This window comes from Vibrio sp. FE10, from assembly GCF_030297155.1.
Lineage (GTDB): Bacteria > Pseudomonadota > Gammaproteobacteria > Enterobacterales > Vibrionaceae > Vibrio > Vibrio apostichopi.
Window position 1 is genome coordinate 1,856,811 of record NZ_AP028067.1, and the last position, 22,067, is coordinate 1,878,877.

At 43.7% G+C, this 22,067-nt stretch carries 22 protein-coding genes and 2 pseudogenes; 13 read left to right on the top strand and 11 right to left on the bottom strand.

All coding sequences use genetic code 11. The features are described from left to right. The first annotated feature begins 66 nt into the window (after window positions 1-66). From artP to QUF19_RS08530, 6 genes are all read left to right on the top strand, one after another. Window positions 67-795 (top strand): arginine ABC transporter ATP-binding protein ArtP, encoded by a 729-nt coding sequence (artP, locus tag QUF19_RS08505; RefSeq protein ID WP_102433859.1) that lies wholly within the window; start codon window positions 67-69, stop codon window positions 793-795. Window positions 796-891: 96 nt separating this feature from the next. Continuing rightward, the gene (locus QUF19_RS08510) at window positions 892-1,623 is read left to right on the top strand and encodes an arginine ABC transporter substrate-binding protein (RefSeq protein ID WP_065112559.1); all 732 of its coding nucleotides are present in this window, start codon (window positions 892-894) and stop codon (window positions 1,621-1,623) included. A 1-nt stretch (window position 1,624) separates the two neighbouring features. Further along, entirely contained in the window at window positions 1,625-2,311 is a 687-nt protein-coding gene (gene artQ, locus QUF19_RS08515; protein ID WP_065103466.1) for an arginine ABC transporter permease ArtQ, read from the top strand. Beyond that, window positions 2,308-2,976 (top strand): arginine ABC transporter permease ArtM, encoded by a 669-nt coding sequence (artM, locus tag QUF19_RS08520; protein ID WP_065112560.1) that lies wholly within the window; start codon window positions 2,308-2,310, stop codon window positions 2,974-2,976. The genes artQ and artM overlap by 4 nt, the downstream gene beginning before the upstream one ends. Before the next feature lie 304 nt (window positions 2,977-3,280). Further along, the gene (locus QUF19_RS08525; protein ID WP_102433856.1) at window positions 3,281-3,724 is read left to right on the top strand and encodes a hypothetical protein; all 444 of its coding nucleotides are present in this window, start codon (window positions 3,281-3,283) and stop codon (window positions 3,722-3,724) included. Window positions 3,725-3,770: 46 nt separating this feature from the next. Next, window positions 3,771-4,184: a nuclear transport factor 2 family protein gene (locus tag QUF19_RS08530; RefSeq protein ID WP_286298717.1), complete on the top strand. Its 414-nt coding sequence runs from the start codon at window positions 3,771-3,773 to the stop codon at window positions 4,182-4,184. A 90-nt stretch (window positions 4,185-4,274) separates the two neighbouring features. On the opposite strand, the pseudogene QUF19_RS08535 reads toward QUF19_RS08530, so the two are convergent. Then, a pseudogene (locus QUF19_RS08535) lies at window positions 4,275-4,639 on the bottom strand (IS110 family transposase); the annotation flags it as partial. A gap of 99 nt (window positions 4,640-4,738) precedes the next feature. On the opposite strand from QUF19_RS08535, the gene QUF19_RS08540 reads away from it, so the two are divergent. The 3 genes from QUF19_RS08540 to QUF19_RS08555 all read left to right on the top strand — a co-directional run bounded on the left by QUF19_RS08540 (window position 4,739) and on the right by QUF19_RS08555 (window position 6,341). Further along, complete coding sequence (locus QUF19_RS08540) at window positions 4,739-5,134, top strand: NUDIX domain-containing protein (RefSeq protein ID WP_286298721.1); 396 nt, start codon at window positions 4,739-4,741, stop codon at window positions 5,132-5,134. A 216-nt stretch (window positions 5,135-5,350) separates the two neighbouring features. Further along, entirely contained in the window at window positions 5,351-5,731 is a 381-nt protein-coding gene (locus QUF19_RS08550) for a GNAT family N-acetyltransferase (protein WP_286298724.1), read from the top strand. 139 nt (window positions 5,732-5,870) lie between these two features. Next, on the top strand, window positions 5,871-6,341 hold the full coding sequence (locus QUF19_RS08555) for a hypothetical protein (RefSeq protein WP_286298726.1): 471 nt from the start codon (window positions 5,871-5,873) through the stop codon (window positions 6,339-6,341). Between the two features lie 14 nt (window positions 6,342-6,355). Here the strand turns inward: QUF19_RS08555 and QUF19_RS08560 are convergent. The 3 genes and pseudogenes from QUF19_RS08560 to istA all read right to left on the bottom strand — a co-directional run. Then, window positions 6,356-6,502: pseudogene (locus QUF19_RS08560) on the bottom strand (IS110 family transposase); the annotation flags it as partial. Between the two features lie 106 nt (window positions 6,503-6,608). Continuing rightward, window positions 6,609-7,331: an IS21-like element helper ATPase IstB gene (gene istB, locus QUF19_RS08565; RefSeq protein ID WP_286291966.1), complete on the bottom strand. Its 723-nt coding sequence runs from the start codon at window positions 7,329-7,331 to the stop codon at window positions 6,609-6,611. Window positions 7,332-7,341: 10 nt separating this feature from the next. Then, on the bottom strand, window positions 7,342-8,874 hold the full coding sequence (gene istA, locus QUF19_RS08570; protein WP_286291968.1) for an IS21 family transposase: 1,533 nt from the start codon (window positions 8,872-8,874) through the stop codon (window positions 7,342-7,344). A 282-nt stretch (window positions 8,875-9,156) separates the two neighbouring features. Between istA and QUF19_RS08575 the strand changes: the two genes are divergently transcribed. From QUF19_RS08575 to QUF19_RS08590, 4 genes are all read left to right on the top strand, one after another. Then, window positions 9,157-9,759 (top strand): glutathione S-transferase family protein, encoded by a 603-nt coding sequence (locus QUF19_RS08575; RefSeq protein ID WP_286298728.1) that lies wholly within the window; start codon window positions 9,157-9,159, stop codon window positions 9,757-9,759. Between the two features lie 137 nt (window positions 9,760-9,896). Beyond that, on the top strand, window positions 9,897-10,514 hold the full coding sequence (locus QUF19_RS08580) for an RraA family protein (RefSeq protein ID WP_286298731.1): 618 nt from the start codon (window positions 9,897-9,899) through the stop codon (window positions 10,512-10,514). A 146-nt stretch (window positions 10,515-10,660) separates the two neighbouring features. After that, window positions 10,661-11,248, top strand: coding sequence for a cold shock and DUF1294 domain-containing protein (locus QUF19_RS08585; RefSeq protein WP_286298855.1), 588 nt, complete (start codon window positions 10,661-10,663; stop codon window positions 11,246-11,248). 380 nt (window positions 11,249-11,628) lie between these two features. Further along, window positions 11,629-11,982, top strand: coding sequence for a hypothetical protein (locus QUF19_RS08590; protein WP_286298733.1), 354 nt, complete (start codon window positions 11,629-11,631; stop codon window positions 11,980-11,982). 166 nt (window positions 11,983-12,148) lie between these two features. On the opposite strand, the gene QUF19_RS08595 is transcribed toward QUF19_RS08590, so the two are convergent. From QUF19_RS08595 to QUF19_RS08625, 7 genes are all read right to left on the bottom strand, one after another. Continuing rightward, window positions 12,149-13,651: an efflux transporter outer membrane subunit gene (locus QUF19_RS08595; protein ID WP_286298735.1), complete on the bottom strand. Its 1,503-nt coding sequence runs from the start codon at window positions 13,649-13,651 to the stop codon at window positions 12,149-12,151. Window positions 13,652-13,663: 12 nt separating this feature from the next. Beyond that, on the bottom strand, window positions 13,664-16,777 hold the full coding sequence (locus QUF19_RS08600) for an efflux RND transporter permease subunit (protein ID WP_286298737.1): 3,114 nt from the start codon (window positions 16,775-16,777) through the stop codon (window positions 13,664-13,666). Between the two features lie 9 nt (window positions 16,778-16,786). After that, complete coding sequence (locus QUF19_RS08605) at window positions 16,787-17,896, bottom strand: efflux RND transporter periplasmic adaptor subunit (protein WP_286298740.1); 1,110 nt, start codon at window positions 17,894-17,896, stop codon at window positions 16,787-16,789. 99 nt (window positions 17,897-17,995) lie between these two features. Continuing rightward, window positions 17,996-18,874, bottom strand: a complete 879-nt coding sequence (locus QUF19_RS08610) for a LysR family transcriptional regulator (protein ID WP_286298742.1) — start codon at window positions 18,872-18,874, stop codon at window positions 17,996-17,998. A 176-nt stretch (window positions 18,875-19,050) separates the two neighbouring features. After that, window positions 19,051-19,710 carry a sugar transferase gene (locus tag QUF19_RS08615; protein WP_286298745.1) on the bottom strand — a complete coding sequence of 220 codons (660 nt, stop codon included), beginning with the start codon at window positions 19,708-19,710 and terminating at the stop codon, window positions 19,051-19,053. A gap of 9 nt (window positions 19,711-19,719) precedes the next feature. Beyond that, window positions 19,720-20,907 (bottom strand): glycosyltransferase family 2 protein, encoded by a 1,188-nt coding sequence (locus QUF19_RS08620; protein ID WP_286298748.1) that lies wholly within the window; start codon window positions 20,905-20,907, stop codon window positions 19,720-19,722. After that, window positions 20,904-22,004 carry a glycosyltransferase gene (locus tag QUF19_RS08625; protein WP_286298750.1) on the bottom strand — a complete coding sequence of 367 codons (1,101 nt, stop codon included), beginning with the start codon at window positions 22,002-22,004 and terminating at the stop codon, window positions 20,904-20,906. Before QUF19_RS08625 ends, QUF19_RS08620 begins: the two co-directional genes overlap by 4 nt. Between the last annotated feature and the right edge of the window lie 63 nt (window positions 22,005-22,067).

A 22,067-nucleotide genomic window follows, 5' to 3' on the forward strand; every position in this document is an offset into this window, starting at 1 on the left:
TATCTTGCATAAACGTTCAGTTTGAATAGAATAACCAACAAATGACAATTAATGCAGTAATCCGGCATGAGTATTCAAGTAAAGAGCATCAACAAATCATATGGCGATATCCAAGTTCTTCACGACATCAGTTTTAACTGTGAGAGTGGCGAAACCTTGGTACTGCTTGGCCCAAGCGGCGCTGGTAAGAGTTCACTACTGCGTGTTTTGAACCTGCTAGAAATCGCGGACAACGGCGAATTAGACATTGCTAACGAGCAATTCGACTTTGCTGGTCAGATCCAAGAGAAGCAGGGTCTTAAACTTCGTCGTAAAGTCGGCATGGTTTTCCAACAATACAACTTGTGGCCACACATGACGGTAATGGAAAACTTGATTGAAGCGCCAACCAAAGTTGCAGGCTTAGATAAGCAAGAAGCCATCAAACAAGCAAAAGCGGTATTGACCACTTTACAGCTTGCAGACAAAGCAGACGCTTGGCCACTTCAACTGTCTGGCGGTCAGCAACAACGTGTTGCGATTGCACGTGCTCTTATGATGAAGCCCGATGTATTGCTGTTTGATGAACCAACGGCAGCACTCGACCCAGAGATCACCAACCAAGTTGTTAGCATCATTAAAGAGCTAAGCGGCACAGGGATCACTCAGGTTGTTGTGACTCACGAAGTTGATTTCGCCAAGAAGATTGCAAGCCATGTTCTTTACCTTGAGAAGGGTTACATCGTTGAACACGGCACCAACGACGCATTTATTAATCCGCAGACCCCAGAGTTTGCTGAATATTTGACTCACTAAGTCACTATTAGATTTACCTAAACACAACATCGATTAAAACAATCAAATTATAAGAATGGCCATAGGCCACTATCACAATGTATTCGGAGTAACAAAATGAAAAAGATTCTACTAGCTTCACTTATCGGTCTTGCTTCTTTCAATGCAGCGGCTCAAGAAGAAATCAAATTCGCAATGGAAGCAACTTACGCACCGTTCGAATACATGGACGAGAACAACCAAATCCAAGGCTTCGATGTTGATCTAGCAAACGCGCTTTGTGAAGAGATGAAAGCGACCTGTACTTTCCACAACCAAGCGTTCGATAGCCTGATCCCAGCTCTTAAATTCAAACGTTACGATGCGGCTATCTCGGCAATGGACATCACTGAAGCACGTCTTCAACAAGTGAACTTTTCTGATGCTTACTACGACAACTCTGCAGCATTCATCTCTATCGAAGGCAAAGTAGCAGACCAAGCTGCACTTGAAGGTAAGCGTATCGGCGTTCAAAACGGTTCTACTCACCAAAGCTTCCTACTTGAGCAAATGACGGGCGTAACCGCTGTTCCTTACTCAAGCTACCAAGATGCATTCATCGACATGAAAAACGGTCGTATCGATTCAGTATTCGGTGACACAGCGGTAGTAGCGGAATGGTTTAAGAAGCAAGACAACCTAACTTACGTTGGCGAGCAAGTAACGAACCAAGAATACTTCGGTAACGGTTTCGGCATCGCAGTAAACAAGAGCAACCCAGAGCTCGTTGCACAGCTAAACACAGCACTTGCAGCGGTTAAAGCGAACGGCGAATACGACAAGATCTTCAACAAGTACTTCGGTAAGTAATATGCAGTTAACGGGTTACTCTTTAGGGCTCGTCGAAGCAAGCTGGATGACAGTTCAGCTTGCGTTCGTAAGTCTATTGGTTGGATTAGTTTTAGCGGTACTGTTTGCTGGCGGTGAAATGTCTCGCCGTATTGCAATCAAATGGCCGACAACCGCGTTCGTGACTATCGTACGTGGCCTACCAGAAATCTTGGTGGTTTTGTTTATCTACTTTGGTTCAACACAAGTGCTCTTCATGATCACTGGTGACTTTATTGAAGTTAGCCCGTTCTTATCTGGTGTTGTTGCGTTGTCACTTATCTTCGCTTCTTATGCTTCACAAACCATTCGTGGTGCATTGAAAGCAGTAAGTAAAGGGCAGAGAGAAGCAGCGAGTGCATTGGGTATTCCTCAATCTCGCGCCTTCTTCAGAGTTGTATTGCCACAGGCTGTAAGACACGCACTACCAGGTTTAACGAACCAATGGTTGGTTCTATTAAAAGACACCGCACTGGTTTCACTGATTGGCGTAACCGATCTATTGAAGCAGGCGCAACTAACATCAGCAGCTACGCACGAAGCATTTACTTGGTACGCGACTGCAGCGGCTATCTACTTAATCATCACTTTAATCACGCAAAGATTGGTGAAAGTGATTGATGGCAAGTTCTCTATTCAAGGTTTGGGTAACAAAGGGGCAATGGCATGAATCAACAATACCTCTCTCAAATGCTTGAAGGCTTAGCGACCAGCCTTCAACTGACCGGTGCTTCACTGCTTGTTGGTTGTATCTTGTCACTGTTGATGACAGTAACGCTGATTCTAAGATTACCAGTAATACATTGGTTCACTCGTGGCCTGATTACGCTGTTCACAGGTACGCCATTATTGGTGCAGATCTTCTTGGTGTATTACGGCCCAGGTCAATTCGATTGGATTCGTGAAAGCTTCCTATGGACATGGTTAAGCCAACCTTGGTTCTGCGCGATGTTAGCATTAGCTTTGAACACCGCAGCGTACAGTACGCTACTGTTCAGAGGTGCATTCAATGCAATACCAGCAGGGCAGTGGGAAGCATGTCGAGCTCTAGGCATGGACAAAATCGCAACGCTTAAAGTGTTACTGCCATACGCACTGCGCCGCGCCGTTCCAGCTTACTCGAACGAGGTGATTCTAGTATTCAAAGGCACTTCATTGGCAAGTACCATCACCATCATGGATTTGATGGGGTACGCTCAGCGTATCAACGGCCAAACCTACGACACACTCACTGTGTTCGGTATTGCTGGTGCATTTTACCTAGCAGTAAACGGCATATTGACGCTGATCTTCCGTCAGGTAGAGAAGAAAGCCCTCGCATTCGAAGCCGCGTAATCTAGCGACTCACAAGCTTAACTAACGTATAAAGCCTGCCATTTATGTTCGCATAGATGGCAGGCTTTTTTGTGGTTGGGATATGTGTAGATGAACAGTGGCTATATACAGCTCAGGACGATTTCCGCTAGAACTATGCAGTGCGGAAATGTTCTTTATCTTATCATTTGACGTGATTATATGTGCTTTAAGTCACTGAAATGATGAAATTAATTGTGGTAGAGTTCCGCTCATATGCAACTGAGCTAAATGTAAATTTATTTTCTTATAACTGTTGTGTGCCAGTGCAATATTGGAGTTCACATTGAATTTTAGTGTTAAATCAAAATTATTAATCAGTTCTGGAGCTATAGCTTCAGCTTCTGCCATTTGGCACCTTCTTTGTATTTGGGGTGGTCCAAGTTGGTTTGCGTTTGCTCGTGCACCTCAGCCAATAATCGACTCTGCGGTGCAAGGTACTTTGCTCGCTCCATTAAGTACCGTATTCGTTGCGGGTTTAATGTTCGCTTGTACTTTGTTTTCTTTTTCAGCCGTAGGTTTAATTCGCAAAATGCCTTTACTTAAGCCAGCCTTAATTACTATTTCATTTCTTTGTACTGTGCGTGGTTTAATTGCAATACCAATATTAATTACCCCTACTGGTTTGGATACTTGGGAGCTAATTGCCAGCAGTGTATGGCTTTATGTTGGCTTGTGCTTTATCGCTGGTACTGTAGAACAATATAGGTTTGGTAAATCAGGTACATAACAAAGCATTAGACCGAGAATTTAATTAATTATTCATGGAGAATGTCATGACATCAATATTGGAAATAAACTCAGAAGATTCAAAAAATCTTCGACAAGTAAAATCTATATATAGTGCACTTAAGTCTTCAGATATAGATTCATTAAAGGCAATACTGGTAGACGAGCCTATTTGGGATGTATCTCCTGGCTTTCCTGAAGGAAAGGTTTATCGAGGCTTACCTGAAATACTTGGTGTCTTTTATACAAATCTTCGATCACAAGCTTATTCATTTGCTGCTTTACCAGATAGTTTTGTCGACAGTGGAGATAAAGTTGTTGCACTTGGTCATTACCAAGTCATAAAAACACAAGACGCAGATCCGATTTTGATTCGTTTTTGTCATGCATGGAGTATCGATACTCAAGGGAATGTTAAAGGCGTTTGGCAAGTCGCAGATTCTGCTTCATTTTATAACTGATAATTTATTAACATTGAGTAAATTATCAGCTAGACACATAACGGTTGTCATCGTTTTGTTGAAAGAAAAAGCAGCAAAAACAGACCAGCCTACGCGATGTACAAATAAGATGGCTTGTTGCTCGGCTACAAAGCGAGTTGATTGACGTTGAACAACTTCGTATATGGCAAGAGCATTATTAAGGTCATTCTTTCCCTTAGTTTGATAAGGGATTACGTATTTAACGGCCATAATACGGGCGTCGTGACCCAGCTTGTTGAGTGTTCTTGTTCAATAATGTGCACCACCACACGCTTCAACGTTATACGCATGAGTGGCATATTTGCTATTGTAGTCAGTAGGTTAGAGCGAGTTACTGACTTATGAAGTATGACCTTACTATTTTGGTTTACGGCATGAAGACTAAAGTGGTTTTTAGCTAGGTCGATACCGCAGAAATAGGAATAATCAGACATGGTGCATCCGATGCATTTAAGTACCATATAAGTGTGGCAGCTCTTCGGTAGGGGGAATCCATGTCATTCGTTATGTTCTCCAAAGGAAATATCATATAGATGAAAAACGTAGTTCAAATTGTCTTTATTTCAGGAAATCAGTTACTGCTTGGTTATCGCCAAAATACTGAAGCGTTTGACCAGTGTTGGGGCTTTCCTTCTGGACGGATAGAAGATGGTGAGTCTCCTCTAAATGCGGCTGAACGTGAAGCTTTGGAGGAAGTTTCGGTGAGTACTAGAGAGTTGAGCTTAATTGCAGAATTGGTTGATTCTAGTATGTCTATTCGTCATTACTTTTATCTTTGCTTTGATTGGGTAGGAGAATTAGAAAACGCAGAATCTGATTTGTGTCGAGAGCTACGTTGGTTCAATATTAACGAGTTACCAGAAGAGTGTACTCCGATAACTTATTTGGCTATAAATAAAATAATAAATGCTTTGCGTGATACCCAATGATGAACATAACAAATTGCTTAAGATTGATTCGCAACACATGGCATTTTACTATGCGTTGGCTTTAGTGTTTAAGGTGGTTACGGTAGCTTTGGCATTACGTGCCTCACACCTTAAACAAGGCGTTATAACTTAAGAGGTAAAAATGGAATTTCGTGAAGCAAAAGTTGAAGATCTAGAGCAGTTATCTATGCTTTTTCATGCTACCGTCAGTTGTCGGTGAGCCTAGATAGTACAGCTAGTGAAAGTGAATCTTCAGATTGGATAGCTTCTAGGTTAAATGATGGAAGTGGTGTTTTTCTCCTAGCAATAGCTAAAGAGCAAGTACTTGGTTTTGTAACGTTATACCAAGGATTCAGTTCAATTTCGTTAAAAAAATACTGGGCGTTAAATGATCTTTATGTATCTACAGAGGCAAGGGGATTAGGACTTGGTCGAGCCCTAATGGAATTTGCAGAAATATATGCCAGAAACACTAATGCGAAAGGTATTGAACTAGAAACATCGCTTGATAACGTTGTAGCTCAATTACTGTATGAAGAATTAGGTTATTCGGAAAATACAAAATATAAACAGTACTTCAAACAAGTGAAACTATAACAAACAATTTAAGCCGAAAGCCAACACGTAGCATTTTTAATGGTTTTAGCTTGAGTGATTCTGAGTATATTAATGCCGTTGTTAGCTGCTTAATTGGACGTTATGGGCTAGCGATAATTTGTCAAAATAAAGGTCAAACATGTTAAGTAGTAAAATTTTTAATAGCTTGGAAATTAGTAAAGAGTTGAGTTCATACATAGAAGGGATTGATGATTACGATGACCCATATTTTGTAATTTTAAGCTGTGAAAGTAACTTAGATCTCGCCGTTAAATCTATGGTGGATGTCGCAAAAACGTACGAAGACGACTTGTACAGCTGCGAAGCTTTTGAACTAAATCACTCATTAGTTTTGTTTTCAATTAGTTGCGCAATGAAAACAATTAATGCTGTGTCTAATAGAGTACTAGACAGTATTAGTGCTACCGGTTTGTTAGTTCATATATCAGTTTTTCATCACAATAGCCTAGGTGAAGCACTGGAGACGTTTAAGTGGTCAACGCAGCTTCTAGAAGAGGTTATTCAAGAATCAGGTAATAAGTCATCTATAGGGATTAATGATTTTTCAGATCGCGAAAACTGGGATGGTATTGTTCGGTACAGAAACTAGCACATAACAAGGGACTATAGTATCAATGACCAGTTCTTGGTCGCGCTTCGACCACACATGGCGCCATCTCTCTGCATAGAATTAAGGGTCACAACCATCTTTCGAACACACGCGATTATTACGGCTTTCTTAAGCTTTCCTGCTGCCAAAAGTAGAACGTAATATAGGGTGCGTATTTCGGCTGATGTGACCCCTAGTTTCGTTTTTAATCGACCACCTTTTTAAGCCTCTCTTTTCTCTTCCTTAGTTTTACTCCAAGTGGTCGATTTAAGCCAGTTTTCTCATTGATTCCCCTCGTAACTCGATTCTATGACTTTGATGAACCAACCTATCTAAGATCGCATCAGCGATCGTCGAGTTGTCGATCATCTCGTGCCATTCTTTTACAGGTAGTTGGCTGATAATGATTGTACTGCACTCTTGGTATCTATCTTCTAGCACTTCGAGAAGATTACTTGCATGCTCTTGGCTGAGTTTTTCCATTCCCCAGTCATCGATAACCAACAGTTTTTTCTTAGACAAGCTCAGTAGCAGCTTTTGATAGCTGCCATCAAGGCGGCTACTACTCAGGTCATCAAGTAAACGATTTAGGCGATAATAACGACTTGGGCAGTGTTGCTCACACGCCTGCTCGGCGAGCGCACAAGCAACATAGGTTTTACCTGCACCTGTTGCACCTGTAATCAGGACATTCTGTCGCTTTTGTAAATAAGTGCCTGATAATAACTCTCCCATCATTGCTCTTTTTAAGCCTCGTTCTGGGCGGTAGTCCAGTTGATTACCGCTAGCGCTTAGGCGCAGCTTGGCTTGCCGTTTAAGTCGTTGGATTTTGGTTTGATCTCGGTTCACTATCTCATGATCAAGGATGAGTCCTAACCTTTCTTCAAAGCCAAGTTCAGCATAGGTCGCGGGGTGTATCCTTTGCTGTTCCAGTGCATCAGAAGCATGACTTAGGCGTAGTGATTTTAACTGTTGGATTATTGCGTCCATATTGTTTCTCCTAGTGGTAGTAGTTGGAACCACGAACATTAGTGTGTTTAAGGTTTGGGGTATCAGTGGAAGGCTGAGAGAGAGTGCCTTCTCGATGGTTCTTCAATAAGTTTTTGACGAAGCCAAGGTATGGCTTCTCTGTCACTAAGGCATCTCGGCAAGCTTGTTCTAACCGTGCGTCTGAGTGCTTTTTGGCAAGACTTAGTAACCCAAAGCAACTTCTAAAGGCCAATGCTTCATGCTCTGGGCGTTTGAGCAACATCTGAGTCAGTTCACCTGTGGCTGGCCCAATAGATTTTCCCCAACGGATAAAACGCTCGGGTGTCCATGATTGGTATTGATGGTTGCTTGGCATATGCTCGTAAACGGTAGAGAGACCATATTCTTTTTGGCTTGTGCAGTGGTGAGCAACAATGCTCCCTTTGTGGTAGATACGTATTATTTGATGCGTTGCTTCAAGCTCAACTTGTTGCCCAACAAGTTGGTGCGGCACAGAGTAGAAGTGCTTTTTATATTGAATGTGATAATCAGGGGAGACGGTTGCTCGTTTAGTTTCGATATACACATATGGTTGCGATGGCAGTGGTTTTAACGCTGGACGGTCAACTTTGTTGAACAAGTCATGTCGATTGACACCAAGCTGTTTCATCTCTCGTTGGTTTAAGTCATGCATCAGCTTTCGGATAGCCAGGTTCAGCTCAGCCATTGTATAGAACACTTGGTGGCGAAGGCGCATCATTATCCAGCGCTCTACGATGAGAACTGCGTTCTCAGCTTTGGCTTTATCTTTAGGCTTGTAGGGCCTGGCTGGCATCACAGCAACGCCGTAATGTTGTGCCAGTTTTCGGTAGCTCTCATTGAGGATAGGGCTATGACAGTCTGCTTTCGTTACAGCAGATTTCAGATTATCAGGTACAAGTAGATTCGGAGCACCACCAAAGTGATTAAAGGTATTCACATGAGCCATGAGGAAGTGTTCAAGCCCTTGGCTCTCACTCGCCTCGACATAGGTGTAATTTGACGCTCCTAAAGTGGCGACAAATACCTGAGCATGTCGGCATTCTCCTGTATCTGGATTCACAACAGGGATCGTTGGGCCACAGTAGTCAATGAAGAGCTTGTCACCAGCATGGTGAAGTTGGCGCATACTGCGTTTTTGTGTCTTTAGCCAACGTCTATACAGTTCGCAGAACTGTGTATAGCCATAGGCTTTGTCTTGATGCTGATGACAATACTCTTCCCAAAGCAAAGCTTTAGTCATCCCTTTACGCTTCAATTCTAAGTAGCAGAGAGTGAAATCAGGCATCACTTTATGCTGAGAAGATGAGCGACCATCAAACAAAGCTTGGGTGACTTGATTTTCATGATGAGTCTCTTCCAGTGGCCACGTGAGGCCACTGGATTTAAATCGGGATAGATGCTGGGATACAGTGGAATGAGCAATATTGAGGCAAGCGGCGATCTGTCGATTAGAAAGATTGCACTCGTATCGGAGGCGTAAGATTTCCTTAATTTTATTCATTGGCATTCTCTTTTTCGGCATGATTTATCCTTAGTGCTCTCAACATGAAAGACTCAGGTTAAACCTATTGATTTAAAAGAGAAAAGAGGTTTATTTCGGTAAATCGACCATCGATTTCGGAAACACACCGAAAAGTGGATGATTAAAACCGAAATGAGTGGTTGGTTAAAAACGGATTTGGTGGTCGATTAAAACCGAAATAGGCGGTCGGCTAGCTCCGAAATATGCAATAGGGTTATTTTCCTCACTTGGTGATTTGATTTTTTATCGTGGTTAGTATTGGTTTGATAGTAAGGAGGATGCATGGAAGTTTTGCTTTATAGCGCAAAAGGCTCGAACAGCTCTGAAAGAGTGGAGTGGGTACTCAACTTCAAGCGGATACATTACGATAGAATTGAGGTTAGCTCTAGCGAACTAGCGACAAGGTACTTAGATATAAACCCTTTTGGTTATGTTCCATCACTTTCTGTCGATGGTTCTGTGTTTTCTGAATCAATGGCGATTATCGAGTATCTGGAAGAACGCTTTCCTAAACCAACCTTATTTGGCAAAAATCTTGATGAAAAAACTCATATCCGAAGAGTTTGTGAATACGTAAATACCAGCATCCACTCACCCCAAAACAGAACCGTATTAAAGTTCATGCGTCCAGAGTTAGATGAAATGTCAAAGCGCGAACTTCGTGGGGATTGGATTATGAGGTGCCTAGAAAAGCTAAGTACGTCAATTTGCCGTGAATCAAGATTGGCAGTGGGTAACAGCTTTAGTGTAGCCGATATATTTGTGGCTTCAATCTATAAAAAAGCGTTACAACATGGTTGTGTAAAAAGTGACTTTTACGATAAGCATTTGATGTACGTTAGGTCAAATGAAAGTGCCTTGGTTTCTGAGCCACAAGCATTATGAACAATTTAAAATAGATTCGACATGCGTGGTATTTTTACTATACGGTTTTTTGTGATTAGGCTTATGCGGAAGCATAGGTCTTGCGTGCCTGACACCTCAATCCAGCGCCAGGCTTAGTTTAAACATGGAGAGTAAATATGAAGGAAGATTTTTCTGAATTAGCGACAACCGAGTACGGAAACATATTGAGTAACGACCACTTTATTGATTTCAACATTGTTCCTCTTTGGCAGGGTATGACGCGAATTTTTGGTGAAGCATTTACGGTTCAGTTAACTTCTGGTGATAACTTAATGCTTCATGCTGCGATATACGAAGCACCCGAGGGGTCTATCATTGTTGTCGATGGCGTTGATAGCAAATATGCGGTGGCTGGCGGAAATGTATGCGCAGTAGCTAAGAGCCGAGGGATAAAAGGCTTTATTATTGATGGTGTAATTCGGGACCTGAGTGAAATTTCAGACATGAAGTTCCCAGTTTTTGCGAAAGGCGTCCACCCGGTACCGGGAAAAAAGGAGGTCTATTCTGAATTGGGTGCACCAATCACTTGCGGGGGAGCAAGAGTCTCTACGGGGGATGTCATTGTTGCTGATGTAGAGGGTATTGTCGTTATTCCTAAATCAAGACAAGATGAAGTGTTTGCAATGGCTTCAAAGAAAACACGTGAAGAAGCTTCATTAACACTAACTGAGTGGGAAGTGAATCATAGGGCTAAAATAGCTCAAGCAATAACCTGTGCGAAACAAAAAGCTTAACTGATGTTTCAAGTTGATTCGCTGTTTGCGCCATTTTTTATTCGAGCTAGTGTATTGTTCAAGACATAATGATTTAGGTATGTTTGGAGCGTTGCTCATTACTTAGCGCAGTTAGTCCACAGGCGTTACTAGTAGGAAGATTTATGATGAAAGGTCAAATAGTAGAATGGAATGACTCTAGAGGTTATGGCTTTATTTCTTCCGTTGGTGGTGAGCTGAGAGTATTTTTTCATATTTCATCCGTCAAAAATCGTGGTTACCGTCCTAAATTACAAGATAACGTCTCCTTCAATGTGATTGAGGATGAAAAAGGACGCCTCAATGCTGAAAACGTCATTGTTCAAGGTACCAATGGCTTTCCTGTTACCGTGTTGTTTAGTTCTAGCTTTTTGGTTGCAGCAACAGCATCGATAATCGTGTTCAAAGGGGAGTTACTTCTTATCCCTTTGTATCTTATATTGAGCATCTTCACTTACTTTATGTTCGCTTGGGATAAACAAGCTGCACAGAATGGAAGTTGGAGAACACAAGAGAGTACGCTTCATATACTTTCACTGTTGGGAGGCTGGCCCGGAGCTTTACTTGCTCAGTTCCTGTTACGACATAAGTCGAGAAAGCAACCTTTCAAATTCATTCTTTGGGTTACGATCCTTCTAAATGTCGGTGGCTTCGTTTGGCTGTTTACAGAGTCAGGCAGGAACTTGATTCAGGGTCTATTACGCCTTTTTAGTTAAACCTAACACGTCGAGTAATGTTGTCTCATAAACAACTCAAGAGTGCCTGACGATATTTAAGGTAAGCACTGCTTGTCTTTGGTTGCGAAGTGACAAGCCTACCAATGTTGTAGTATTTCAACTTAGTGTTGTACAAATTCAAAAGTACTACATTTTCTGTTATTAAATAATTTAATCTAGATTCATACAGTATGGACAAACAAGAATTTAGAATAACTTGTGCAATTGATGCCTGAGACGTTCAGGCTGTCTTTAGACTGTGTAAAACCAACCTTTAGCATCGAGTGTAGCGGAGCTTACGAGCAATCTCAGGTACCTAAGTTCTTCGATTTCATTTGTATTATACTCACATAGAGAGTTCCTAATATGAGGGCTTCAGTATGGCTCTTAAGGGTTGGTTATTTGTTAACGGTTTTTTAGCAGCAGTAACTTCAATAGTGATTGCCGGGTTGCTGACATGGTATGGTTTGGTTCCAATTGGAAGAGCGGCAGGGCAAGGTAGCATCATTTTCTGGGTCGTATTGTCACCATTTGTCTTGTTTTTTCTAATTTTACACCTCAGTAGCCACATGAAAGTTGATTATTTGACCAAGGGCGCGTTTCCTGTCTTGGCTGGGTTAGCTAATACACTGCTAATCGTAGGTAGCGTTGCTTTTTTGGTTACCTCTAGTTTGTTAGTTATTTCTGTGTCGTTAATGTTTGTTAGCGGATTGGACTGTTGCCTCGTTTATTAGGGCGAGAAAGTTGAAAGGAGCAAATGAATATTGGATGCTATTATCGAGACCGATACCTGAGAAAAACTTCCATCGTATGGCATAGTCAAATTACAAAAATACCGCGGATCGAATCAGCGGTATTTTTTATTGAGCTTATTGCTTCGGTGACTAGCGGATAGGTTTTCTAGTTCACCGAAGCTACTTCAACGCTTTGTGTCTCGTTTACGACTTTCCAATCACCGCCCAGCGCTTTGTATACCGCAATCGTGGTGTTCGCGGTTTGTAGTTTGGCGGCTACTTGGCGGTCTTGCATCATCTTTTGCTGTCGTTGTGCATCTAACACCGATAAGTAATCCACTAGGCCAGCTTTGTATAGCGATTTGGCTTTGCTGACTGCATTGTCGACGGCGTCTGTTGCTTCATCAATGCGCTTTTGATTTTCTTGGCTACGACCATAAGCAAACAAGCTTGAATCGACTTCTGCGAAGGCACTGTCTACTGAATGTTGGTAGTTGAGTGCTGCCGAACGAAACCTTGCTTCGTTCATCTCAACCATGGCTTCACCTCGGCCACCATCAAACACATTCCAACTGATACCCGCAGACGCTGCCCAACCAAATGAGTCGCTACTGAACAAGTCATCAAAACTTCCAGCCGTAACACCTGGTGTGCCCGTTAGGAAGAACTTTGGATAACGATTGGCGATGCTTGCGCCAAGCTCTTCATTAATGGCAGCCATTTCACGTTCTGCGATTCGGATGTCTGGGCGTTGTTCTAACAAGTCAGAAGGTAAGCCCGTTGGGATAACATCGTTCATTCGTGGCAAGGTAAATTCACCCGCTAAACGTTGGTTGACGTTCGCTAGTGATTCACCCAACAAAACGGCCATACGCTGCTTGTGAACTTGTTCTGCAATTTCTAACTGTGGAACAATCGACTCTGTGGCTGCGAGCATCGCTTTGGCTTGAGCAAGATCCAACTCAGAACCATAACCGCTGCGAACCACTTTGGTCACCAACTCAAGTGTGCGTTGTTGGTCTTGGATATTATCCATCGCAATCACTTTGCGTTCTTGAGCGCCTCGATATTGCAGATAGTTGTGAATCACGTCTGCGGTAATCAGTGTGTTCAAGCCTGATTGGAATATCTCGGCTTGTTCCACTCGAATCGTTGCCGCGTTAGATTGTCTGTCGATACGTCCAAATAAGTCCATTTCCCATGCGATACTCGCGCCTAAGAAACCGCCATCGTGTTGCGCATCAAGTAATGACATACCGGTTGCCGATTGAACGGCATCAGACGCGCCAAATACAGGGCCGAGTAGGGAGTCGTTTTCACTCAATTGATAGTTGTAGTAACCACCGCCGACATTGACTGTAGGCACTTTGAAAGATTCAACGACACTTTTGTATGAGTTCGCCATGTTGATTCGTTCGGCTGCGAGTTTGAGTGGGATGTTCTGGCTTTGAACATCGGCCACCAACTGGTTAAGCGTTGGATCATTGAACTGTGTCCACCAGTGAGTATTTGATTGGTTTGTCTCGCTTTGGCTTTGACTATCTTGGCTGTACAAGAAGGTTTCTGCCATCGTGGTTTGCGGCTCGTCGTAGTCAGGGCCAACCGCACAACCGGTTAGTAACAAGGCTAGGGCAATAGGAGCCACTTTAAATCTAGGTAATAGATACATGTTTATTGCTCCTTATTGAGTGATGTTTGATTGTTGAGTCTGTGCAGTTCCGTTCGGCGTTGCATCAAGCACGACAACGGCGTCTTTAATCGCGTCAGATATGCTTGTAGTCTCTTCCGCGCGGTAGAACAATTTGTACAACGCAGGCATCACAAACAAAGACAACACGGTTGCAGCAGCCAAACCACCGATAATGGTTGCGGCCATTTGGTCGAACAGGAGATCCGTAAGTAGTGGGATCATGCCGAGTGCGGTGGTTAGTGCACCCATTGAAATTGCCATAGTACGGTTTACCGTGGCTTCTTTGATTGCGTCCGACAGTGAGCGACCGTCTTTACGTTCAAGTTCAATTTGGTCCATCAGCACAATCCCGTTTTTGATGATCATTCCTGTTAGTGTTACTGCGCCGATCAATGCCATAAAGCCGAACGGTTTATCCAATAACAACAAGCTGAATGTGGCACCTGTTGCTGCTAGCGGTAAGGTAGTGAAGATGATGACGGGTTGTTTGAAACCGTTAAACATCGCCACCAAGATGATCACCATTAACAAGATCGCTTTTGGCAGTTGCTTAAGAATATCGCTAACGGCTTTGTGTTCGTCGTAGTATTCGCCACCCCATTCAAGGCTGTAACCCGGTGGAAGTGTGATAGCTTCAATATCATCAATCACTGAGTTTCTTACCGCAGCTGGCGTGGTGTAACGACCAACCCCGGCTTGTGCTGTGATGGTTTTCACGCGGTCACGACGCCAAATCATGGTCTCTTCGCTGGTCAGTTCAAATCCATCGACAACTTGACCCAGTGGTACGCTGTGTAAGCCAAGTAACGAGCGAACGGGTAATGTTTCTAATGATTCGATGGAGTTTTCAGTACCACGTAATTGAATGGTGACCAGTTCATCGTTTAGATTCATACGACCCAAAGGCATGCCTTCAGACGCTCGTTTCATCGCAAAGGCAATGTCGGCACGGTTAATACCTGCAAGGCGAATCTTGTCTTGGTTGATGATCGGTTCTAACACTTTGCTCTTTTGACGCCAGTCATCACGAACATACTTAGTATCTGGATGTGCTTGGAAAATGGCTTTCGCTTGGTTCGATAATCCATGTAAAACGTCGACATCTGGGCCTGAGAAACGCGCTTCTACGCTGAACTTGTCTGAGGTCGCCAGTTTCAAGCTTCTAAAGCGCGGATCGGCATTTGGAAACTCTTGAGTTAACCATTTGTCACCACGAGCAATTAAAGGGCTTAATGACGGGAAGTCAGTCGCGTTGATGAGGATCTGACCGTAAGCCGGGTCGAACGGTTCTGGCTCAATCGTTACAGAGAAGCGGGGCGCACCTGCACCGACATAAGTTGAGATACTTTCCACTTCTGGCTGTTCAAGTAACCACGCTTCGATGCGTTTCATGTCTTCCGAGGTTTGTTCGACCTTAGCGCCATTCGGTAGCCAGTAATCGAGGAACAAGATCGGTCTGTCTGCTTGTGGAATAAAGTTAACTGCAATGCTTGGGATAGCGAAAGCGGTTACCAAGATCAGTGGAATCAATCCACTCAACGCTTTCATCGGGTTATCGACTGTCCAGTTGACGCTCTTGCGGTACAAGCTGACTTTGGTGTCTGTTTTCTGTTTGGTTGGTTTAATGAACATCCAGCACATCAATGCGGTGAACGTCATTGCGACGAACCAAGATAGCAGCAGTGAAGAAGCAATGATTAGGAATACCGAACTCGCAAATTCAGCAGCATCGGTCTGCGAGAAGATAACCGGACTCGCACCCATAATGGCGATAACGGTCGCACCAAACAGTGGTGTCACTGTCTCTTTGACAGAATCAATGGCCGCTATCGTGCGGTCGATGCCTTTGTTGATCTTCACGATCATCATGTCGGTAATCACAATTGCGTTATCTACCAACATACCGAGAGCTAAGATAAACGTACCCAGAGAAACTCGATGCAGGTCAATCGATGCTAAGTTCATGTAGATCAGAGTTAACAAGATAGTCAGGATCAGGCTGCTACCAACGATGGTTGCACTCTTAAGCCCCATGAACACAGCAAGTACGACAAAGACAATTGCGACACTCTCTACTAAGTTAGTGACAAAGTTATCTATCGACTTTTGAACTTCTTCTGGTTGGTTAGCAACGGTCGCAACTTCAACACCCAGTGGCAGTGACGCTTGGAACTCATTAACGATTCGGTTGATGTCGTCACCCAGAGATACCACGTTTACACCCGAGACAGGGCTCATTGCGAGAGTTACTGCAGGCACGCCGTTGTAACGGTTTTCGGTCATCATCGGTTCTTGATAACCCATGGTCACTTCAGCAATATCGCCAAGTCGCAGCAAGCCAGTACCTAACTCGCTCACGCCGCCTTTGATCATCAGATTTTTAATATCAGCGAGCGAAGTGAATTGGCTCGATTGCTGAACACGGATACGCTCGCTACCTGCAGAGAATTTACCCGCATCAAACGTTGTGTTCTGTGTGTTTAATTGGCTCCAAACTTGAGCCATCGATAAACCGTATTGCGCCAAACGCTCGTCTGGAATATCGATATGAACTACACGAGGTTGAACGCCGTGCAACTCGACTTTTTTAATGCCGTCTACGGTTTTAATGCGACGTTGTAACTCTTCCGCGTAGCTACGAAGTTCTGATGGAGAAGCGTCTTCGCCGTACACAGAGAAAAGCATCCCGTAAACTTCAGAAAACTCGTCTTGCACGATGCTGATTTGTGCCGTGCTTGGTAACAGCATTTTCATGTCTGATACTTTACGGCGCAGCAAGTCCCATTCTTGTGGCAATTCTTTTGAGTTCAGCGATTCTTTTAAGTCGACAAACACCATCGACATGCCCGGACGAGAAAGAGAGCGCAGTCGGTTTAGGTTAGCCATTTCTTGAAGCTTGGTTTCAACTGTGTCCGTGACTTGTTGTTCTACTTCTTCGGCTGATGCGCCAGGGTAGAGTGTCACCACAACAGCCGTTTTAATCGTGAAACTTGGGTCTTCAAGTTTACCAAGGTCGAAGTAAGAGTAGAGCCCGGCAATCACACTCAACACGGTGAAGAACAAGACGAAGGTTCGTTGTTTTATGGCGAAGTCAGCTAAGTTCATGATGTTTACCTACAGATCTTTAACTTGGATTGAAGAGAAATGCTGGCCTTCTTGAACATACTGCGCGCCGTTCACAACCACATAGTCACCATCGTTCAGTTTAGATTCGACACACGCGGTGTTTTCACCGAATGAGGTAACATGTACAGAAATGGATGTTGCTTGCGAGTCCTTAATCGTAAAGACCTGTTCGCCGCCCGATTGGTTTACGATGGAAGAGTAAGGTAGGCAGAAATTATCACTGCTTTCGCCTAATTGAGTGGTGAGCGTGACGGCTTTACCTGGCAACAACCTGTCTGTGTTGCTAGTTGCAAAGTCATCCAAACGATAAGTCACTGAGTAAGTTTGTTTGATTGGGTGAGGGAGTGTCGAGATCTCAGTTGCATGACCAGTAATAGACTTTTTTGCGTGATACCAACTGATGGTCGCTTGTTGCTCTGCTTCAAATTGATGGATCATGTTTTCAGGTACATCAATGGTGACTTCCAGCTGTTCTGGTTTGTGGATGGTGAAAACCGAGACGCCCGGAAGCACTTGTTCGTATTGGTCGAAATTAGAAGAGGCAACCACGCCATCGAACGGCGCAAGCAGGCGAGTGTAACGAACCGAGTCTTTGGCACGTCGAATGTTTTGTTCAACCACTTTAACGGCGGCTTCACTTCGTTCGTAACCACTGATGGCTCGGTCTAAATTGACGTTGGCAATCGCATCGTCAGCAATCGCTTGTTTTACTCTAGCCAATTCCGATTTTGCTAGTTTGTGCGCTGATTTTGCTTCTAAGGCGCGAGCTTGCAACTCTTCTAACGCAACTTGGTAATCGTGCGGGTCTAGTTGAGCAATCGCTTGACCCTTTTTCACGCTATCGCCGGTTTTGACTAACAACTCTTGAATGGTACCGGGAACGCGAAACGCCACACCCGCCGTTTCAACGGATTGAAGCTTACCTGTAAAGGTCTTGCTGGCTTGTTGAGATTTCGATTCAAGTTGAATGACTTGAATCGGACGCTCTTCCGTTACTTTGGCTGAATCGGCAGTTGCTTTCGTAGAAACAGACTGATTGCAACCGATAAGCGGGATAAGAGTGGCAGCGAGTAGGGAATAGCGATAGATGGACATCATGAATTGCTCCTAAATATTGATGGAGTAATTCTATCGAGTTGATGCTAAGAGATAATCAGTGCTAACGGTATAACACTGTCATAATATTCGTGACAATAATTAGAGTTTTGGTAATTCTTGTAATAAGAAATCAATCAATAATTGACTGGCATGACTTAATGCTTTGCGCTGAGGATACAGCAACCAAGCTTCTTCTTTTTCCAGAGTCTCTGTCGGGAACAGGTTGATCAGTGTACCTTCTTTCAATTCTTGTCGAACCATCAATTGAGGCAATAATGCAATGCCTCGGTGACGGGTAGATGCACCTTTCACAAAACCAATACTGTCACTAACGATAGACGGTTCAACCTTTACAACTTTGTTGGATATTTCCCATTCTTTATCGACATCACCGCTTGGCCAACGGAAACAGACAAACGGAAATTTAGACAGATCTTCAAGCGTTGCGGGTTTACCTGATTTCGCTATGTATTCTGGGCTAGCCACAAAAATACGCTGTAAATCCATAACCTTACGAGCCACGACATTCGAATCACTTAGTCGACCTCCATGCATAGCAAGGTCTAACCCTTGACGGTACATGTCGATAAAGCCGTTACTGATACTACGAATATCAAGTTCAATCTCTGGGTAGAGATCTTGGAACTTAAATAGGGTGGCTTGAACAATATCACCGGTCTCAGGAAGCAGGCCTATCTTTACGCGACCATGTGGTACTTCTAACAAGTTAGATGCCATATGATTGGCCTTTTCAAGCGCGCTCAAGGCTTTCAATAGTTCGTTGTAATAGAGTTCACCGGACTTAGTCACCGACAAACTGCGTGTGGTACGAAAGAAAAGCTGTATGTTAAGTGCTTTCTCTAGATCATTAATTCGTCTACTCACGTTCGCTCGAGGAAGGTCCAGTGCGTTGGCTGCGGCTGTAAAGCTTCCGAGTTCAACGACGGTGGTGAATAGTTTGAGATCTTCGATTTTCATAGGAAAGGCACTTCGAATACAGGGTTGAAATATTAGCTCGGTATCGTATATCAAATGGTATATAAAATCGAAAAAACCAATGAGTAATTAACGACTCATTGGTTTTAATAGGACTTGAATCAAAAAGCGTGGGACTAGGGCAAACGGATACTGACAATTGACTGCAAAGTCTAGTTTTAACGCCCTCGGCCATCCACCATCACTACAATCGTTTTAGTGATAATGCTTAGGTCAGCCACAATCCAAGATTTTACAGAACATAGACTCAGTGCGTAACTGTGGTCGAAACCCACTTTACGGCGAACATCATCAATGCAGGTGTCATAACCTTGGTTAACTTGTGCAAGCCCCGTAATACCAGGCATTACGCCGTATGTACGGTCTGCAAAGTAGGGAATTTCGTTTTCGAGTTTGTTATAAAAAGTTGGGCGTTCAGGACGCGGACCAATCAACGACATTTCACCTTTAAGTACATTGAACAACTGTGGCAGTTCATCAAGTCGCGTCTTTCTCAGAAAGCGACCAACCGGTGTAATTCTTGGGTCATTCGCCGTTGCCCAAACCGCACCAGAGCGAGTTTCCGCATCTTGATACATGCTACGAAACTTCATGATTTCAAAAATCTCCATCTTTTCTGGTGTCGATTTTCCTACGCGCAGTTGGCGATAAAAGATAGGACCGCGAGAAGTCAGTGCAATGGCCAGTGCGATAAATGGGAATATCGGAGATAAGATGACTAACGCGAGTAAAGAGCTAACAAAATCAAACGTTCGTTTCGCGCGAGAAATCTTGCTTTGGTATAGGTTTTGGTTTGATAGTTGGTCAATGTTCATCATGGTCAGTCCTTAACGATTAGCTCGAGTCCAAGGGGAGTTTTCAAGTCCGAGTAGGTAACGTACGCCACCAATGAAGTTGGCATAATGACCAACGATTAAATAGGAGATTAGCGAAACAGGTTTGTTGGTGAGTCTGCTAGGTAAAATGCAACCAAGCACACCAATGCTATAAACAAACACTTGTGCCCAAAGAAGGACTTCAAACAACAGATATTCGTTGAGCAAGATTGAGCATACCAAGCACACAATCATCAGATAGGGGATCAAGAGTCTCAGACCTTTCCCAGAGAAGAATGCGAACGCGATGCCTCTAAATTTAGGGCTGAATAAACCAAATAATCGAATCGCTTGTTGCATGTTACCTGCTGAGATACGAAGTCTTCTTTTGAAGTCGGTTTGTAGGTTTGACTCTTCAAGTTCCAACGCCACCATCTGTGTCTCGTATTCAGCGATATAGCCTTGTTTAACAATTTGCATCGGTAAAATGAAATCGTCGTTGATGGTGTTCAGTGGTAGAGGTGCAAACAACGCAGTTCTGAACAGATAAAAAGCACCGTGCGAACCTAAACTTGAACCAAGTGAAGCTTCACATTCTTTAACTGCCGTTTGATATTGCCAATAGGTGTTTTCACCCTCGTTGCCGGTGGGACATAACTGGTAGGTTGCATTTACCACCCCAACCGCGTCACTTTCAAAGTGAGCAGCAGCAATCAACAGTGCATCTAATGATATCAGTGCAGAAACGTCACTAAGCGCTGTAATGTCGCTGGTGATGTTTGTCACTTCTTCATTGAGTACGGCAACTTTCCCTCTGTTTTGAGCATGGTCGTGTATCTCAAAGTGAATATCGCTGCACATCGCTTCTTGGATGGTCATTTGAGCAATTTCGACCGTGTTATCAGTACAACCGTCACAAGCTATAATCACCTGCAGTTTCTTTTTGGGATAGTCTAACGACGCAAGGTTACGAATCTTATCTGCAATCCATTGTTCTTCGTTAAACGCAGGAACAAGGACAGTAATCGTTGGCAGCGCGCAATCCTGTTGTTCATCCTTGTAACAGCGTTGACTCTCTTCGATTTGACGAGCTGGATGGTGTCTCGCATACCAACGCAGCAATATTGGATAAGCTGCGTGATGGTAAACAATCAGCATTCCTGAAAATAAACAGAGACCTGCAAGTACCCAATCAATCATGCGTAAACTCCTTCAGAAATGTCATCGTAAGATGCGACCATTTTGATGATGTTGAAGTGCTTCAGAATATAAGAACGAGGAGAAAGAAATCGTGCGCGTTCGTTCTCTAACAACGCATGGCTTAACCCTATAATGCTTCCGCTTTTCACTAGTTTACCGCTGACCGGGCATAAGGTTTCATCTACAGCACCGACGTTCATCGCGACGGTAGGGATGTTACATGCTTGAGCCTCAAGCGTTGAAAGCGGTAACCCTTCATGGCGAGAAGGTAGGCAGAAAGTATCTAGCGCACCGTAAAAAGTCGTCATGTCATCCACTAACCCAAGAAAGATAACACGATCATTCAGGTTGAGGCCGGTAGCCAGTTGCTCTAATTGTTTGCGTTTAGAACCGTCGCCAGCAAAAGCTACGATGGTATTTTTAGGCAGGAGTGCGAGAGCTTGGATCAGTTGGTCTTGGCCTTTGACGTGTTCCAATCGACCAGCACAACCCACAATGTTCTTGTCTTGTGGCAAGCCTAACGCTGTTCGCGCGTCTATTTTCGACATCGGCTTGAACTTGTTGCAGTCCACGCCATTTTTGATGGTAATGATGTTCTCATAAGCGAAAGCTGAACGGAGTTGGTTGTAAACACGAGTTGCATCAGCCACCAAAGTTGGCTGAGCGGCTTTCAGTGCTAAGGCTTGTAAGCGTCGGCGCTTGTCATCTTGAAGGTGCCAAGCATCATGCTCAGTATGAATTCGAGTAGGAACACCTGATACACGAGCCGCGTAACCCGCGTAGAGCAGTGGGCCTATGTGATGCGTGTGAACAACGTCAGGGCGAATTCCTCTAAATGCTTTAATGAGTTTTATGATGATGTTGAATTGAACACCGGGCTCTTTGTCTAAAAACACGATTTGGTTGTGGTAAGGCTTAAGCTTCGGCCAGTTTGCGATGGATTCTTCTTTAGTGCCTTCAAGACTGACGATCAACACTTGATCGGTTGGCTTGGCAAGGCGCAGCAAATCCAGAGTCAGCGTTTCCAAACCGCCTGGAGCAAGGTGCTGAACAACATGTATTATTTTTTTGCCATTCGTTGTGATTTGGTTTCCCATAATATTGCTCCCTTCAGTAACGCTCTAATGTTGCAACCTAGCTTTCTGTTTCGTTCTGCTTGT